At 37.4% G+C, this 17,494-nt stretch carries 14 protein-coding genes; 9 read left to right on the top strand and 5 right to left on the bottom strand.

Features of this window, described 5'->3' with window-relative positions:
- Window positions 1–9 precede the first annotated feature (9 nt).
- Window positions 10–1,503, top strand: a complete 1,494-nt coding sequence (locus E1750_RS02435; RefSeq protein ID WP_133278059.1) for an aminotransferase class V-fold PLP-dependent enzyme — start codon at window positions 10–12, stop codon at window positions 1,501–1,503.
- Between the two features lie 94 nt (window positions 1,504–1,597).
- On the opposite strand, the gene E1750_RS02430 is transcribed toward E1750_RS02435, so the two are convergent.
- Complete coding sequence (locus E1750_RS02430) at window positions 1,598–2,467, bottom strand: lysophospholipid acyltransferase family protein (protein WP_133275236.1); 870 nt, start codon at window positions 2,465–2,467, stop codon at window positions 1,598–1,600.
- A 123-nt stretch (window positions 2,468–2,590) separates the two neighbouring features.
- On the opposite strand from E1750_RS02430, the gene E1750_RS02425 reads away from it, so the two are divergent.
- The gene (locus E1750_RS02425; RefSeq protein ID WP_133275235.1) at window positions 2,591–3,232 is read left to right on the top strand and encodes a rhomboid family intramembrane serine protease; all 642 of its coding nucleotides are present in this window, start codon (window positions 2,591–2,593) and stop codon (window positions 3,230–3,232) included.
- A gap of 51 nt (window positions 3,233–3,283) precedes the next feature.
- On the top strand, window positions 3,284–3,973 hold the full coding sequence (locus E1750_RS02420; protein WP_133275234.1) for an SIMPL domain-containing protein: 690 nt from the start codon (window positions 3,284–3,286) through the stop codon (window positions 3,971–3,973).
- A 184-nt stretch (window positions 3,974–4,157) separates the two neighbouring features.
- Here E1750_RS02420 and E1750_RS02415 read toward each other — a convergent pair whose 3' ends face one another.
- The 4 genes from E1750_RS02415 to E1750_RS02400 form a co-directional block, all read right to left on the bottom strand.
- Complete coding sequence (locus tag E1750_RS02415) at window positions 4,158–5,870, bottom strand: hypothetical protein (protein ID WP_133275233.1); 1,713 nt, start codon at window positions 5,868–5,870, stop codon at window positions 4,158–4,160.
- A 10-nt stretch (window positions 5,871–5,880) separates the two neighbouring features.
- On the bottom strand, window positions 5,881–6,870 hold the full coding sequence (locus tag E1750_RS02410) for an SDR family NAD(P)-dependent oxidoreductase (RefSeq protein ID WP_133275232.1): 990 nt from the start codon (window positions 6,868–6,870) through the stop codon (window positions 5,881–5,883).
- Between the two features lie 319 nt (window positions 6,871–7,189).
- Entirely contained in the window at window positions 7,190–7,993 is an 804-nt protein-coding gene (gene cobA / locus E1750_RS02405; RefSeq protein WP_133275231.1) for a uroporphyrinogen-III C-methyltransferase, read from the bottom strand.
- 169 nt (window positions 7,994–8,162) lie between these two features.
- Window positions 8,163–8,918, bottom strand: a complete 756-nt coding sequence (locus E1750_RS02400) for a LuxR C-terminal-related transcriptional regulator (RefSeq protein WP_133275230.1) — start codon at window positions 8,916–8,918, stop codon at window positions 8,163–8,165.
- Between the two features lie 232 nt (window positions 8,919–9,150).
- On the opposite strand from E1750_RS02400, the gene E1750_RS02395 reads away from it, so the two are divergent.
- The 6 genes from E1750_RS02395 to E1750_RS02370 all read left to right on the top strand — a co-directional run bounded on the left by E1750_RS02395 (window position 9,151) and on the right by E1750_RS02370 (window position 17,371).
- The gene (locus E1750_RS02395; protein ID WP_133275229.1) at window positions 9,151–10,953 is read left to right on the top strand and encodes an arylsulfatase; all 1,803 of its coding nucleotides are present in this window, start codon (window positions 9,151–9,153) and stop codon (window positions 10,951–10,953) included.
- Window positions 10,954–10,966: 13 nt separating this feature from the next.
- Window positions 10,967–11,965 (top strand): transporter, encoded by a 999-nt coding sequence (locus E1750_RS02390; protein ID WP_133275228.1) that lies wholly within the window; start codon window positions 10,967–10,969, stop codon window positions 11,963–11,965.
- 233 nt (window positions 11,966–12,198) lie between these two features.
- Window positions 12,199–12,954: a DUF2490 domain-containing protein gene (locus E1750_RS02385; RefSeq protein ID WP_133275227.1), complete on the top strand. Its 756-nt coding sequence runs from the start codon at window positions 12,199–12,201 to the stop codon at window positions 12,952–12,954.
- Between the two features lie 252 nt (window positions 12,955–13,206).
- Window positions 13,207–14,328 carry a hypothetical protein gene (locus E1750_RS02380; RefSeq protein WP_133275226.1) on the top strand — a complete coding sequence of 374 codons (1,122 nt, stop codon included), beginning with the start codon at window positions 13,207–13,209 and terminating at the stop codon, window positions 14,326–14,328.
- Window positions 14,329–14,343: 15 nt separating this feature from the next.
- Window positions 14,344–15,081, top strand: a complete 738-nt coding sequence (locus tag E1750_RS02375; protein WP_133275225.1) for a porin family protein — start codon at window positions 14,344–14,346, stop codon at window positions 15,079–15,081.
- 28 nt (window positions 15,082–15,109) lie between these two features.
- Complete coding sequence (locus E1750_RS02370) at window positions 15,110–17,371, top strand: patatin-like phospholipase family protein (RefSeq protein ID WP_133275224.1); 2,262 nt, start codon at window positions 15,110–15,112, stop codon at window positions 17,369–17,371.
- Window positions 17,372–17,494 lie beyond the last annotated feature (123 nt).

The following is a 17,494-nucleotide window of genomic DNA, read 5'->3' as shown; positions in this document are numbered from 1 at the left end:
TTGGATTTTATGAATAATGCGGCATTACCTACCGATTTAGAGCACTACTTTCAACAGTTTCGAGACCATATTATAGGAATTGATCAGGAATTTGTTTCGCCCTTTGGTACAAAAAAAATCATTTACACGGATTGGACCGCGAGTGGCCGTTTGTATCGACCTATCGAGGAAAAAATGATGAATGAGTTCGGTCCTTTCGTTGCCAATACCCATACTGAAACTACAATTTCAGGTACCGCCATGACCATGGCGTATCGTAAATCGAGAAATTATATCAAGCAGCATGTCAATGCCAATGACGATGATGTACTCATAACGGACGGTACCGGAATGACTGGAGTTGTCAATAAATTTCAACGTATTTTGGGTTTGAAGATTCCAGAAAACTTGAAAGATTGCATCTGTATTCCAATCGAAAAAAAACCAGTTGTTTTTATTTCGCACATGGAACATCATTCCAATCAGACTTCATGGTTGGAAACCATTGCCGACGTTGAAGTGATTCCGTGTTGCAAACAAGGTTTGTTCAGCCTAGAAAATCTCGGGAAGTTACTGGATAAGTACAAAGACAGGAAATTCAAATTTGCTTCAATCACCTCTTGTTCCAATGTTACCGGAATCAAAACGCCCTACCACGCTGCCGCAAAATTGATGCACCAACACCATGGACTTTGTTTTGTGGATTTTGCTTGTTCAGGGCCTTATGTTGCTATTGATATGCATCCCGAAGATCCCGAAAGTTACTTGGACGCGATTTTCTTCTCGCCACATAAATTTCTTGGCGGACCGGGAACTTCTGGTGTTTTGGTTTTTAATAAAAAATTGTATCAGAATTTGATTCCGGATAACCCGGGCGGAGGAACCGTTTCTTGGACCAATCCTTGGGGCGAGCACAAATACATCGACAATATCGAAGATAGAGAAGATGGGGGCACGCCGGGTTTTCTGCAGGTGATAAAAACCGCTTTGGTTATTCAGCTGAAAGATAAGATGGGAATAGATAATATCTTGAAACGGGAGCACGAAATCGTCGAGTATATTTTTTCGAGTATAGGTGCTATTTCAAATATTAAAATTCTAGCAGCGCAACATCAGGAGCGACTTGGAGTAATTTCGTTCTATATCGAAGACCTTCATTTTAATTTGGGGGTAAAATTATTGAACGATAAATTTGGCATTCAAACCCGTGGCGGGTGCAGTTGCGCAGGAACCTACGGGCATTATTTATTGCATGTCGATCAGAAAACTTCCCATCAACTTATTGATGAAATTTCTTTAGGGGAACTACTCAAAAAACCGGGGTGGATAAGAATGTCGATTCATCCTACGACTACTAATGAAGAGATAGAATTTGTTTGCGAAAGTATAAAAGCAATGGCGCAAAATCATCAAGATTGGGCCAAAGATTATCGGTATGATAAAAACACCAACGAATTTATACATACAAACGCAAAATCATTCGAGACTGATTTAGTGGAAAAATGGTTTGAAGTGGGGAGCTAGAAGATGGGAGTGAGAAGTTGGGAGTGAGAAGCTAGAAGTTTGAAGCTAGAAGATGGGAGCGAGAAGATGGAAGTGTAAATCGTACTGCTTAATACTATCTCTTATGTTTCCAACGCTTGTGTGTCCACAGATAAAATTCGGGTGCTTCGTAAATTTGCTGTTCTACGAGCTTTAGAAACGCATCGGTAATTTCGTAATTTGGAACTTGAGCCACATCTTCGGAAAGGATTTCAAAACGCGCTTCATAGAAGCCTCTTTTTACTTTTTTTACCTTTAAAAAAATGACATTCATATCGTATTTTTTCGAAAGCATTTCGCCGCCGGTATGCACTGGGACTTCGATTCCCATGAATTTTTGCCAATGAAAAGCAGAGGTAACTTTTGGTGATTGATCGCTGGCGAGACCGTAAATTGAGAGCAGCTGGTTGTTTTTATTTTTGATAATATACGGCACCGTTTCTTTGGTCGTGATGAGATTGGCTTTAAATCGGGATCTAATGTCACGTACCAATTGATCAAAATAGGGATTCGCAATTTTTTTATAAACGGCAAAAGCGCTGTAACGGACGTAATAATTCATAGATATTACCCATTCATAACTGGCATAATGGGCCAAGAGCATCGCAATACTTTTATCTTGTTCCTCCAGTTTTTTGTACACTTCCAGATTCGGAAATACAAATCGTTCTTTAATCTCTTTTTCTGAAATGGTCATCGTTTTTATCATTTCGAGGAACATATCACACAAATGACGGTACGACTTTTTCTCGATGGTTAATCGTTCTATTGCCGATAGATGGGGCAGTGCCATAGCAATGTTTTCGCGTACTATTTTTTTGCGGTAACCTATTAAATAATAAACGATTAGATACGTAAAATCAGAAAAGAGATATAATAAACGGAATGGCAACATCGAGAGGCACCACAAAAGAGGATAGACAACAAGGTAAATAATCAAGCGCATTAACTACAGATTTGCAACAAATATAATTCAAAAAATCCTTTAGAAAGTACTTTAGGGCTTTTCATCTCTTTTAAAACCATAAATATTAATTAGATTTACACCTTACTAAAATTCAAAATCAATATGAGTACAATTTTAATTGCAATTATGGCAATCACGGTATTATTCAGTTATAAAGGGTTTAATGATCTCACTTTTTTTAGAAAATATGAGTTTCATATCGGTAGTATCCGAGCTGGTGAGCATATTCGAATGCTTTCGTCCGGTTTTTTGCACGGCGATTTGGGGCATTTGTTTTTTAATATGTTTACCTTATACATGTTTGCTCCAGTGGTGATCCGTTATTTTGGGAACACTAGTTTTTTTATGATTTATATCGCCAGTTTGATTTTTGGCAGTTTACTCACTTTAGTGATGCATAAAAATGACTACAGTTATAGAGCAATCGGCGCTTCGGGTGCTGTTATTGGAATTTTGTATTCGGCAATTCTGATTGACCCTACCATGAATTTATACCTGTTTTTTATTCCCATTCCTATTCCTGCCTACCTTTTTGGCATCGGTTACTTATTATACTCGATCTACGGAATGAAAGCTAAAAACGATACTATTGGGCATACAGCGCATTTCGGTGGTGCAATCGGAGGCTATTTGATAACCATACTAAAAGAGCCTTCAATGTTGGTAGAAAATACTTTTATGGTCGTATTGTTGGCCATTCCAATTTTAATTCTTTTTGTTCTTGCCAAAGCTGGAAAACTATAATTGGCACAAGATTTGCCTATCGTTCTGAAACTATTTTAAATTGAATTAAAAATGAAAAAAGCACTATTGATTCTTAGCCTATTATTAATGACTAGTTTGCATGCTCAGGAACAAAAGCCCGTTCCGATGATCAATGTAGCAGGCGAAGGAAAAGTAAAAACTGTTCCTGATCAGGTTTCCATTACCATTTCAATTGAAACCAAAGGAAGCAAAGCCGAAGAGGTTAAGCGCGAAAATGACAAAAAGATGGACGGGATATTGAAATTCATCAAAAAGTCGAATATTCCTTCCGAAGATTTCCAGACGCAACGCATTGCCTTGAATCCAAATTATGATTACGAGAAAAAAAAATACAATTATAGCGCTGTCCAATCGGTTCGAATACTATTGAAAGATTTGACAAAATACGATACTTTGATGGAAGGTTTGGTTAATGAAGGCATCAACCGAATTGATTCCGTTGAATTCATGTCGTCGAAGATGCTGCAATTGCAATCGGAAGCTAGAAAATTAGCGATGAAGGATGCCAAAGCTAAAGCCGAGGATTATGTTTCGGTTTTGGGACAAAAAGTAGGTAAGGCGATTTTGATTTCGGATACTTCGCAAACCTATTTTCCACCGCCGCCGCGAGTTTATGCAATGAAAGCGATGGCTGCCGATGAAGCATTGCCAAGAGAAACCCTAGCCGCTGGCGAAATAGAAATTACTGCCAATGTGAGTGTGAGTTTTGTTTTAGACTAAGTGATACATCCTATAAAAAGTAAAGTCCTGAAAATTCAGGACTTTTTTTTATGGTTAAAGCGGTCTCGAGGTTTTAGGAGATCTGCTTGGATTAGAAAGCTGCATTGAAATTATAGTGTTTTAACGCGTTGGGTGTAATTTTTAAAATTTCAATTATTGGATTAAATAAAATCATTGCTTTTCATTAAAGCGAATATCTAAAAAACACCATTGCACTCAGCCAAGGTTTTGCGGTATTATTCAAAGCTAATTTGGCGCCTTCTCCAGGTATTGTGTAGGCTAAATGTCCGTGCCAATACCACTTTTTATTGGGGAAATATTTTGCTGAAATATTAAATTCATACCCATATTCTTTATTAGAAAGAGTACTCAAAGCAGGATTTCCTCCAATATTATTGTTTTGAGCCGCATACAAATACATCGCTTGTGGCACTAATTCAATCTTGCTCCAAGGTCTAAAGTTGGCTTGCAATTGATTGACGATCATATTGCTGTTTTGCACAATTTTGAAATGATTGGCCCCGATAACCCATTCTTCTCCGTTACCACCAGAAAGCAAGGGATCCCAACGTTCGTATTTTTCCGTATTAGGATCATCTCCTGAAAAATATGCGTATCGATACCGCAATACAGTTGTTTTTTTGTTTTTAACAAAATTCCATCCAAGGTCTAGATAACCTGCGTAGGCCTCCATATCGAAATTGGAGTTGTTTTCGTAAGCAAACTCTGCTTTGTAAAATAATCCTGATTGACCGGCAGTCTTGTTTTTATAATATCGTAAATTATATAGGTTTAGCCCTTTTCTTCCAAATACATCTCCTGTTGGTGTATAATAACCAAAATTAGATTCAGGAACATTTAAATACATCAATCCTAATTTATTAGAATCTTTATTTCCGTACTCGAAATTGACTCCATTGAATTTTGTTTCGTTGTCAATAAGAGGTAACTCATTAGGGTCAAGGTGAAATAATTGCAAAAGAAATTTATTGTATTGCAGCGTTCCCAATCCCAAGAAGTCAGTAGCCCATCGTGGATTGAGTTGTAAAGCAGCGCGATTATCTCCGTTGGAAGCGGTGTTTCGTATGATAAATCCTTGTCCGATAGAGAATTGTTTTCGTCCAATGATAATATTGGTCAAAAGACTATTTCCGGAATCGTATTTTTTAGTAGCCAAAAAACCAACGTAACCATCCTCAATTTCTCCAAAAAATCGAGACTCATCTGTAAATAGTTCTCGTCCTGCCGATCCGCTGACTATGTAACTCAACCCTCCGTAGAGAAATAAATTATTCTTTTTTGAAATAGTTGTAATGCCATAAATTCCTCCTGAAAACCAGCCTTCAATCCAACCTGTATATCCCTTTCCTGGCGGATTATTTACTAATGGATTTCCGTTGAGCATAGCATCTTCTCTTGCGTACCAGGAATTATTATTCGTATAAATCATTTCCGACAACGCAAACTTTGTGGTCAGCAAGGATTTTTTATCCAAATAAAGAATAGGAAAATCTTTTTCGCCCATCAAAAGTCCGCTTTTTTCTTTTTGTTCCTTAGCAACTTCTGTAATTACAACGGTCAAAGTAATATCAACACCTCCTGACTGAGAAGGTGTGACTTCATATTGTGCTTCTTTGATTTGTGGTAAATCTTGTATTTTACTGGTGTAGGCATCCAATAAAATAGTTTGAATTATGGTTTGAGATACAACAGGAAAATTGAGCTTTACGGTTTCTATTATTTTTTTTTCAGCAATAGAATCGGACAGTTGACCCTTGAAAATATAATTTACAGAGGAAATTCTTTCCCCTTCGAAAAATGCTGTTGTTACTTGGCCAAAAGCAGTTGAACCTCCCAAACAAAAAGCAAAAACGAGTATTAGATACTTAATCTTCATCGGTTCAAGTCTAGTAGGCTGTCCAACCTCCGTCTGTTGGATAAAGTGCTCCAGTTAGATTTGATGCTTCATCCGAAAGTAGAAATAAGATCACAGAAGCTTGTTCCCAAACGGTTGCCATTCGGTGTTTGGTGTCGTTCATCATCAATAAACTCTCGGTTTTAGCACCACCCATTCCTGGTATTCCGCGTTTTTTTACTTCTTTCACATAAGCAAAAGCCTTGTCGGTCATAGGCGTTGTGGTCGCAGCCATATTGACTGAATTAACACGAATTCCAAAAGGAGCATAGTCTATAGCAGCATTTCGAGTTAAACCATTTACCGCGTGCTTACTGGCAACATAAGCTGGATTTCCTGCTAATCCGGTTAGCCCTGCAATGGAACCAACGGTAACAATAGCACCACCTTTACCTTGTTTAAGTAATTGTTTGGCTACGGAGCGCATCGATTTAAAAGTTCCCGTCACGTTGATATCCATAACATTGTTCCAATATTCGTCCGTCGCTTCGTCCATTCTAGCGGGCAATAATTTGAATTGCTTATCATAGTCAAAGGGATCTCCTGAGAATGTTCCATCCATAACCCCAGCATTCAATAGTGCTCCATCTACTTTTCCGAACATTTTTACCGCTTCCGCAATTAAACGGTTACAATCTTCAGTACTTCTAATGTCCGTTTTTACAAACAATGCTTTTCCTCCTTCATTTCGGATGTATTTTGCTGTAGATTCACCTTGAGCAGCTAGCCAATCACCAATAACTACAGCGGCTCCTTCTCTTGCAGCACGAATCGCAGTAGCACGGCCAATTCCTCTTGCACCTCCAGTTACAACGATAACTCGACCTTTTAATCGGTCTTTTGCAAAATAAGTGGAATCGATGGGTTGGATATCATTTTTCTTATATCCGCTTTCTTGGGCGGTTAATGTCTCAGTGAGCCCAATAAGGCTTAATAATACAACTGCTGTGCTAATTCGGAATTTTTTTGTTTGTGCGTTCATCTTTTTTTTTATTTAGTTAAGAAATTTTTAGAGTTTTAACAATTGTAATGGGTATAACTTATCAAATTTAATATAAAAATAAAGATGCTATTTTGAACAATTATTAAATTAGTGTTAATATTTTACGTTTTTAATAAATTAAGTAAGCGATTTTGATGCTAAAATGCAGTTCAAGGAGGAAGTTTTTAAAATTGATTAAGGCAAATGGCCCTCAAAAAAGCAGGAGTTTATCAAAAAACTGCCAATTTGGGTTGTATAGAATCAATTATGAATTCCAATTCAAAAAATGTGAGGAGGGAGTTGGGGTGCGCTCGTATTACTACAATTTTTCGGTGATATTCAAATTTTGCAAAATGAAATCATCATTCGAAAATTTTTCTTGATAAAAGTTGGCTAAATGAAAAGAATGCTTCACCACTTCGCCGATAATAATAATTGCAGGGGAAGAAAGTTGGTGTTGCTCCACTAATCCTGAGATAGAATTTACGGTTCCAACGACTTTTATCTCGTTGGCTTTTGTACCATTTTGGATGATGGCAATAGGCAAATTATCGGTTCTGTTCTTTTGATAAATCGAGATGATTTCGTCCAATTTGTGCATCCCCATCAAGATCACCACTGTTGCCGAAGATTGTGAAGCAAGAGTCACATCTTTGGACAATTTATGGTCAGAAGTGGTTCCTGTAATCACCCAAAAACTTTCGGAAATGCCTCTTTGTGTTAGGCTAATTCCATTTGATGCAGGAACTCCCAAAGCCGATGAAATTCCGGGCACAATCGCAGTTTCTATTCCGAATTGTTGTGCGTAGGCTATTTCTTCACTTCCGCGTCCGAAAACAAAAGGATCACCACCTTTCAATCGTACTACGTGCCCAAAACGCTGTGCTTGCGAAACAATAAGATCGTTGATTTGGTCTTGGCTGTAGGCGTGACACCCCAGTCGTTTGCCAACAAAAATGCAAGTGGCATTTTTGGCATATTGCAATAATTCTTCGTTTACAAGAGCATCATACAAAACAACATTAGCGGTTTCGAGCGCTTTGATGGCTTTCAAAGTGATCAATTCTATATCTCCAGGGCCAGCGCCTACAACGGTTAATTTTGGTGTGTTGGTATGTATCATATTCTCGGTTTTTCGAAATTGATTTTATGGAGTGAGTACTTCACATTAAATCGACAGTTTAACATTTACTAAGTAAAAATACTTATGCAAATATAAGTAAAAAATAAGTAGTTCGACACGAGAAATAATTTTTTTTAGTCTGAGGTATCAATTTGGAATTGAATTGGTTTTAAAGTAAACCATTTTCATTCAAATCGTGAATTAATTCGTACATATTCGTTCTGTTGGATTTTTTCAAAATATTAGCACGGTGGGCATTTACAGTACAATGACTAAGAAATAAATTTTCTGCTATTTTATTTGTACACAGGCCTTTATCAATTAGTTTGATGATTTCTAATTCACGCTTTGTATAAATTGATCCAACCTGCAATAGCATTTCGTCGGGATATCTAAAAAAAGTCAAATCATCTCCAGAGTAGTAATGAAAGTGCTTTTCAACGGATTTAAATTGATCGATATTGGTATAAATATTTAGGCTATAGACCGTTTCGATAGGAGTTGAGGCATAAAAAAGGAAACATTGAAAAAGTAAGCTCGAGTATTTATTTTTGGGATTCCTGATTTTTAGATTCGTCGATGTGAAGGCATTTCCCGCTTTGGATTTGTATAAATTTTGAGCTTGTTTGAGCAATTGTATCCTACCTTGACTAAAGCGTTCAAAATCATTGGGGTGGGTAATTGCGAAAAATACATTGGGACTGATAGCCTCAGGAGTTATCCCAATCATAGCAACACTGCTTTGGCTCGTGTACAAGATGTTCATTTGAAGTAAGTCTGCCAAAATGAAAAACTGGTTGTTTTTTTCCATCATCGCCTCTAATTCCAACATAAAGGAATCATTCCGATTGATTTCAACGAAACCATTGAAAGCATATTTTGCGATAAATTGATGAAACAAATTATAATCAGCTTGGTCATTCATAAAACTAATTTTTTAAGTTTTTAATCAATTTATACTTGCAAATATAAGAAAATAGTCATTATTAACTATTTTTTTAGGCGTATTTTAAAGGTAAATTTGGTAACTTTAATCCTTATAATCAATAGTTTATTTTATTTTAAAATTAGGATCATAAAAATCATCAAAATTCAATGGTAAAATTGAGTATGTAACGGTGGAAAGAAAATAGAAATTTTAACTGAATTAGAATTGTATGAATACAAAATTTACTATCGCATCCGTACTGTTGATTATGGTACAGATCACATTAAGTCAACCTACGGCATCACAAACCGTTGGTAAAAGACCTAATATAGTCATCATCCTTGCTGATGATATGGGTTACTCGGACATGGGCATGTTTGGAAGTGAAATAAAAACCCCAAATATGGATGCACTTGCTATGAATGGCACTCGCTTTACCAATTACTATACGCACGCCAGTTGCTCCCCCACAAGATCTATGTTATTGTCGGGGCAGGATACACACCTCAATGGTTTGGGCGCTATGGATGAGTGGACCGCTCCCAATCAGATGGGGAAAGAAGGGTACGAAGGGCATCTGAGCACTAACTTGGTAACCATGCCGCAATTGTTGAAAGATGTGGGATACCACACCTATATGGTGGGCAAGTGGCACTTAGGAAAAGCGCCTGACAAGATTCCAGCTGCCCGCGGCTTTGAACGAGATTTTACCCTCCTTGATGGTATGGGTAGTTATTGGGACATGACCAATATGACAGCACTCAATCCTACTTCTGTTTTTACCGAAGATGGAAAATACCTGACCAAACTTCCTAAAAACTATTATGCGACTAAAACGTATACCGATAAACTGATCAATTTTATTGACGAGGGAAGAAAAGATGGCAAACCTTTCTTTGCCTATGTGTCGCATCAAGCACCTCACGATCCATACCATTTGCCTAAAGATTGGAGAAACCGCCATGTGGGTGAGTATGACAAAGGTTGGGACATGGTAAGACAAGATCGAATGAAAAAGCAAAAAGAGCTCGGGATACTTCCTGCAACCGCCCAACTCGCGGAGCGGATGTGGTACGTTCCTGATTACTCCATTCTAGCGCCTGCGTCTAAGGCCGTGGTTGGGAAGAAAATGGAACTCTATGCCGGTTTAGTTGAAAACTTGGATTATCATATAGGAAGGCTTGTGGATCACTTGAAGAAAATTGGAGAGTATGAAAACACCATTTTTATTGTATTTGGCGACAATGGTGCGGAAGGTAACGACCTGGGGGCCATGATAGGTGGCACCCCTGGCACACTTAATTACCTGTTTTTTGCCTCGAAATGGTCCAACAACAATCCCAATGCCTGGGGAGAACCGAACTCTTACGTAGGCTATGGTGCAGGCTGGGCACAAGTATCTATGACTCCCTTCAGTCAGTATAAAGGCATGATGGCCGAGGGTGGCATAAGAAATGCATTGGTAGTAAGTGGTCCGATCAACAAACTACCGAAGGGCAGCATTAACCATGGCACTATGTTCGTAGGCGACATTATGCCGACCTTGCTTGAAGTAGCGGGTGGAAAATATCCAGAAACCTTTAACGGCAAGGCGCAACCCAAATTAATGGGTAAATCTTGGCTTCCAGTACTCAATGGGCAGGCTGCTTCACCACGAACGGATAAGGACTACATCGCTTGGGAAGTTTTCGGTAATCGTGCTGTAAGGCAAGGTGACTGGAAAATACGCTGGGAGATAAAACCTCTTGGTAAGTCGGACTGGGAATTGTTTAACCTCAGTCAAGACCCAGCCGAACGAAATGATTTAGCATCCCAAAACCCTTATAAGCTAAGGGAAATGCTCGTACTTTGGGATAAATATGCGAAAGAAAATAATGTGATCATACCTAATCGCGGTCCTTTTGAAGCAATGGAAGATCAATTGCCGCAACGATTCCCAGTTCAAGAAGGCTATCCTCCATTAATTAATATCAAACAATTTGTGCCGCCTGCAGGCATGATGGCTGAACCTAAGGAAATAAAGAAAAACTAAAGAAAAAAGAATCATGAAAAACCATATAAAGTTTGTAAACAATCGTGTTGGTAATTTTTCGATAGCACTGATTATAGTCATGCTTTCTGTATCGATTTCCAGTATAGCTCAGGGAGATGGAGCCCGTTTTTATTGGAAAGGTTTGATGGGAACCAATGCTGTTCCGGTAATTGGCTCTTCGATGGGTGGGAATGCCAATCCTTTTGATCCATCCAACAGAGTCGTTCCAGGTGCCAATTTTGAAGCGACAATGACGATGGCGGGATATGCAAAACTGCTGCCTTTATTCAAACGTTCGGCCATTGTTTCGGTCATTATGCCAATGGGACGATTGTCCAGTACCACCTCGCTAAATATGTTAAGTACCACTACTACAGCCAGAGGATATGGAGATCCCATGTTGCAACTGGGAGTAAATATTATTGGTCCAAAAGCGATTATGAACATTCCTGAAATACTCCGATATCAACCTGGATTTTCAGTTGATATAATAGCTAGTTTGGCTGTTCCGTTAGGAGAATACGATAGTTCAAGTCCTATTAATATTGGTCAAAATCGGTATTATGGTCGTGTGGGTGCTCCTGTTGTTTGGCAGATCGGCGCTTGGGTTCCGGGCAAACGTACTACATTTGAGTTTGTACCTGCTATTTGGTTCTTCTCTGACAACACTGATTTTATGGGGCAAAAAATGGAAACTAAACCAATGTACCAATTGGAAGCTCATCTGACACACGATTTTATGGAAAGATTTTGGGGGGCATTGGATGTGATTTCCTATAGCGGTGGTCAAGCTACTGTCGACGGTGTTGAAGGCAATGCATTGAACAATCTTGGAGTGGGAGGCACACTAGGATACCAAATAAACGATAACATTCAGATGAATATTTCATATTCTTCTACCGTGAATGATAGTCAACCCACAGATCTAAAAATGGATGGATTTCGAGTGACACTTATTTGCGGATGGCATTCCTTAGTCGAAGGGATGAATCGTATTAAAGAAAGCCATTAATGATGTTTTTTTTTTTTTTTTGTTTTCGATTTGTTTGAAAATCAATCATTTAATAAATTTAATTACAATTATTTAAACCATTAAGGAATTAAGAAAATTAAGGTTTGCAGTCTGCTTAATGACACTTGCGCAGCGAACTTAATGTCCTTACTGGTTTGAAAAAATTGGAGTGTGCACCATATTTCCTGTAGGACCAAATCTTACATTTATCTTAATTTAAGCCGAAACGAACAATGAATTTACAGAACAAATTTATTCTTTGGTTTTTTCTTTGTTTCGGTACAAGCACTATTTGTAACGGGCAAAATTCCTCATTTGAGTTATGGCCAGAAACTGATATTTGGTATCGACTCAATTCCTCTTGGCGAGTATCGACTTTTATTCCCATAACCAAATACAATGAGAATGATAGCCGAGATTTAAATATCTATTTGCACTTGGATTATGGTTGGGGAGATGGCAAGTATGCCATAATCCGGCGGCTAATGGACCAAGAAACAGCACAAAAAATGAATGTATGGATGGTTCGCGCAGGAGTGATGAAGGGATGGAGCATTGGCGAAAACAGAGGTGATTATACGGAAGAAATGGTTTTTAGCGAACTGCATAAAAGAATTCCATTGCCGGGAAATATCTTGCTTTCTCATCGATTGAGAGTGGACACTCGTTGGCTGGGGCAAGAAAATGATTTTTCGTATCGGTTTCGCTATCGGGTTATGCTAGAAAAAGAATATAAATCAGGCAAAAGTTCGATTGTACCCTATGTCAATTTAGAGCCCTATTGGGATTCTCGTTATTCTAAAATAGTTAAAACTCGTTTGATAGGCGGAGTTACCACGACTTGGAGAGACCGTTATGCCATTGAAGGCAATTTGACTTATCAGTATGACGAAACCTATAGCACCGAAAATTTATATGCGGTAAATGTTATATTCCATATTTTTCTGGAAAAGAATCTATTTAGTTCAAATAGCGTTAATGCACCCTAGTGCCTGCGGTCTTCATATTTTTTTAGGAAAATTAAGGAATTGAGCTTGATATATTTGTTGCTAAATCAATTCCAATAATTTAAAGATATCCAACCGAAATTATTTTGGTATCACTTTTTTTTGTTTAAAAATTCGTATTTCTGTATTTCATAGAATAGATAGTCATTAGCCAAGCAATTAATAATAAATATTATTTTTTTTGCTTATTTTTACCTCTAAAATAATTAGTTCAATATCAAATCGAATTACCCCATGACACCAAGAAAATTATTCCAATTTATTTTATTTTTATGGAGCATTCAAACTTTTAGCCAGGTCTATACCGATAAGATTGTCGGTAAAAAAAATGTAATTATTAAAGACAGTCTTAAAATAGCTGAATATCCGTATTCTCTACCCATTTGGGGTGAAAAAGTAACTCAAAAAGGCTACAAATTGCCCTACTCTGCGGGCTTGTCGCTAAATTACTTTTGGCAAAAATCGGACATTGTCATTGATAATCTCAATGTGGGTTTCAACAATGGACCTCAATACAATTTAGATCAAATCATCCGTTTTAATAGTGCTGTAGCCGAAGCCAGCGCCATAAATATCAGACCTGATATTTGGTTATTGCCTTTTTTAAACGTTTATGGAATATTAGGAAAAACACAAACTTCAACCACTATCGATGCTGGATTATGGGTTCCTGACGGAAATAATAATTGGACTGAAGTATATAAATTTGGTTCAGTAGCTAATTTTGATGGCACTACTTTTGGTCTGGGAATGACGCCAACCATCGGAATTGGCGGAGGCTGGCTTGCTTTGGATATGAATGTAAGTTGGACAGATTTGAGCGGTCTAGACAAACCTGCTCAATCATTTGTTTTTGGTCCTAGAATGGGAAAAAGCTTTAAATTAAGAAAACCAGACAGTAATATTACCTTTTGGACGGGGGCTTTTAGAGTACATTTAAAAAGTGAAACTAAAGGTAATTTACCCTTGTCTGATTTCATTTCAGGTAGTGATGCCCAATCCAAAGTCGATCAAGGATTTGTAAAAGTAGAAGAAAAGCAAACATCAGTCGATAATTGGTGGAACGCATTAACGCCCCTAGAAAAGGCCAATCCGGTCAATAAAGTCAAGTACGAAACGGCTACTAATGCACTCGATAAAGCAGGTTCATTTTTAACAGCTTTAGACGGAGCATTAAGCACCATTGGGAATTCGACCGTGCAATATTCTTTAGAGAAAGCCCCAAAAGATATGTGGAATTTTCTTTTAGGGACGCAATACCAATACAACAAACATTTTATGATAAGAGCTGAATGTGGATTTTTGGGCACCCGAACCCAGTTTATGACAAGCCTTCAGTACCGTTTTGGATTGTAATTTAAAACCTGGATTATGAAAAAGTTTTTATTGGTTTTTACTTTTCTGCTCAGTATTCAATCAATGAATTCTCAGGTTCTAATTTCGTTGGTCTTTGGCGATATGCTCAATTCTCCTAAAGTAGAATTTGGTTTAGAAGGTGGGGTAAATTTTTCGACAATTTCTAATTTGGAAAATTCCAAAGGCAGAACGGATTTTAACCTTGGTTTCTATTTTGATTTTATGCTTAAAAATCCCTCCTGGGCTGTTAATACTGGCGTGATTGTAAAATCAACTTTAGGTGCCAATGGTTTGCCCGTGTATTCTTTGAATAATACGGAATTAGACAACGCTTTTGTGGATGGACATGTCGATCGAAAAATAAATTATTTTCATGTACCAATCATGATGAAATATAAATTTGACAATCATATTTATGTCAAAGCAGGAACCCAATTAGGTTTGCTGGGCAAAGCTACCGACGAATTTAAAAATGATTTTGACGGAAATGAACTTGAATATAAAAACAACATCCGAGATAAAATTCATGTCATCGATGCGGGATTGGCTATTGGTGCTGGATACCGATTAATGGGAGGACATGGGATGAATATTGGATTCAATTATTATTACGGATTAGTTACGGTAATGAAAGGAGATGCCAATCCAAATCAATACCACAGGTCTTTTTATATCACTGCGGGCATTCCAATAGGAAAAGGGAAAGCTGAAAAAAGAGCCTTGGAAAAATCTAAAAATACAAATGCCAATTAACTTTTAGTCAATTTAAAAGCCTACTCTAATGAAAAAAACAAAACATCCTTTTTTAAAAAATATAATATTCCATTTGTGCGTTTTGGTGTTTTCTATCCATTGCATTAAGGCGCAACAACGCCCTAAAGTAGGTTTGGTTTTGAGTGGAGGAGGAGCTAAGGGCATTGCGCATATTGGTGTCTTAAAAGCTATTGATAGTGCAGGTTTAAAAATCGATTATGTTACTGGTACTAGTATGGGAAGTATCATTGGCGGAATGTATGCCGTAGGCTATTCCGGAAATGAAATCGAAAAAGTGACCAAAAAGCTCAATTGGGACGAATTGTTGAGCGGTAAACCCATTTATAAATACGTTGGAATTGACGAAAAAGATGAATTTGGTCAATATTCGGTTGAATTGGGTATTAAAAAATGGAAGCCCCAATTGGCTACAGGATTGATCGATTCGCAAGAATTATGGTTGATTTTGAACAGGCTGTTTTTACCAGCCTATAACCTTAAAGATTTTTCTAAATTTAATATTCCTTTCAAATGTATCGCCACTGATTTGTCCAATGGGAACGCCGTAGTGTTATCCAAAGGGGATATTGTCAAAGCAGTTCGTGCCAGTATGGCTATACCGAGCGTTTTTACGGCGGTAGAAACAGATAAAACCAAGCTTGTCGATGGTGGAATCGTTCGTAATTTTCCAGTAAAAGATGTTAAAGCGATGGGAGCTGATATTGTAATTGGAGTAAATCTATTTACGGGACTTCCGGATATCGAAAAATTGAATAATGTAGTCGATGTATTTTATCAAATTACCCAATACCGTGATGCCGCAGATTTAGTTGAAGAAAAAAAACTTTGTAATCTTGTCATCGAACCTCAATTAGATAAATACAGTGCCGGTAGCTTTGAGGCTACAGATTCGATTATGGATATTGGTAATGTGGTGGGTAAACTTTATTATCCTTATTTTAAAAGACTTGCTGATTCCTTAAACGCCAAATATCCAGTACAATACGATCCGTACAGTCGTTTGCCCAAAATAGATAAGATCGTAATAGACGCTATCGATTTTGAAGGAATTGAGTATACTAGTAAAAATTTGTTATTGCAAAAATTAGCTATAAAACCAGGTAAAGGGTATACTGCAAAACAAATAAATGATGGTTTTAGAGTTGCGTTTGCCAGTCGGTATTATGACAATATATATTATCGATTAGAACCAACGGCAGCGGGGCACGCCAAATTGATTTGCATTATCAAAGAAAAAGCGTTGACCCAAGTCAAAGCAGGTCTCTCTTTTCATTCCTTTACAGGACCCGCATTGTTGCTCAATTTGACCTCGAGAGATTTGCTCTTGAATAAGTCGCGATCTATAGCAAAAATGGCTATTGGAGAAAATTTTAGACTTTTATTGGAACACAAGCAAATTTTTGGGCCCAAAGCCAATAATTATTTCAAAATAAGTTGGGAAAAACAAAATCTTCCGATGAATCGATACGACGGCACACAGAAGCTTTTTGTGTACAATATACGCTATTCGCAAATTGATTTAAATTATACTCGTGTGATGGCAAACGATTGGAATGTATCGGCTGGGATCATTCATAACAGAAATAGTTTTTCGCCAGATGTCATCGAAGGGGATTATTACAGAGGATATGTTAGTAATTATTATACCTATTTAGGTTCCGAATCGATTACCACCGATAGAGTAAATTTTCCCACTCGAGGTCATCTATTCTTTGCTCAAGCGGGAGTCTTTTTTGATCGAAAAGCCCAAATCGAAAACAATTTGGAAGATGGAACTTCTGAGGATGTTTCGAGTTTACTAAACAATGTGCCGCAATATTATCGATTTATGGTTGATTTTACACAATTTAACCCTTTGAATAAAAAGTGGGTTTTATTTTATAATTTGCAATCTAGCGTAGCAATTCGTTCTCAAGGTTTTATCGTCGATAACTTTTATATGGGAGGAATTCAACAATTGTTTAGGCAGCAAGTGGCATTTGCCGGACTTAATGAACAGCAAATAAATACGACCTCCGTCGCAGGAGGGCAACTGGGAATGCAGTATAATTTTACAGGAAGTCTCTTTCTAATCGGACGCGCTAATGCTGCAGTTTATGATTTTAGTACCCAAACTAAATTTTGGAATTCAGACACGGTCAAAAATATCAATGGTTTTTCCTTAGGATTGGGTTATAATTTAGGATTCTTACCTCTAGAATTGAATGCAATGTATTCACCTGAAATCGGAAAACTGTACACCCATGTCAAAATAGGATTTATGTTCTAGTATAGAAATTGTACCATGAAATCTATTTTGTAATGCACTTTATATCTAACTGCATAGCATTGAAATATTTATCAAAATAAAAAGGATAAGTTAAAAATTTTGATTAAATTTGCTAAGTGTTTT

The sequence above is a fragment of the Flavobacterium nackdongense genome, from assembly GCF_004355225.1.
In the GTDB taxonomy this organism is placed as follows: domain Bacteria; phylum Bacteroidota; class Bacteroidia; order Flavobacteriales; family Flavobacteriaceae; genus Flavobacterium; species Flavobacterium nackdongense.
The sequence above is the reverse complement of the archived record's forward strand: the minus strand, read 5'-3'. Positions and strand labels throughout refer to the sequence as shown.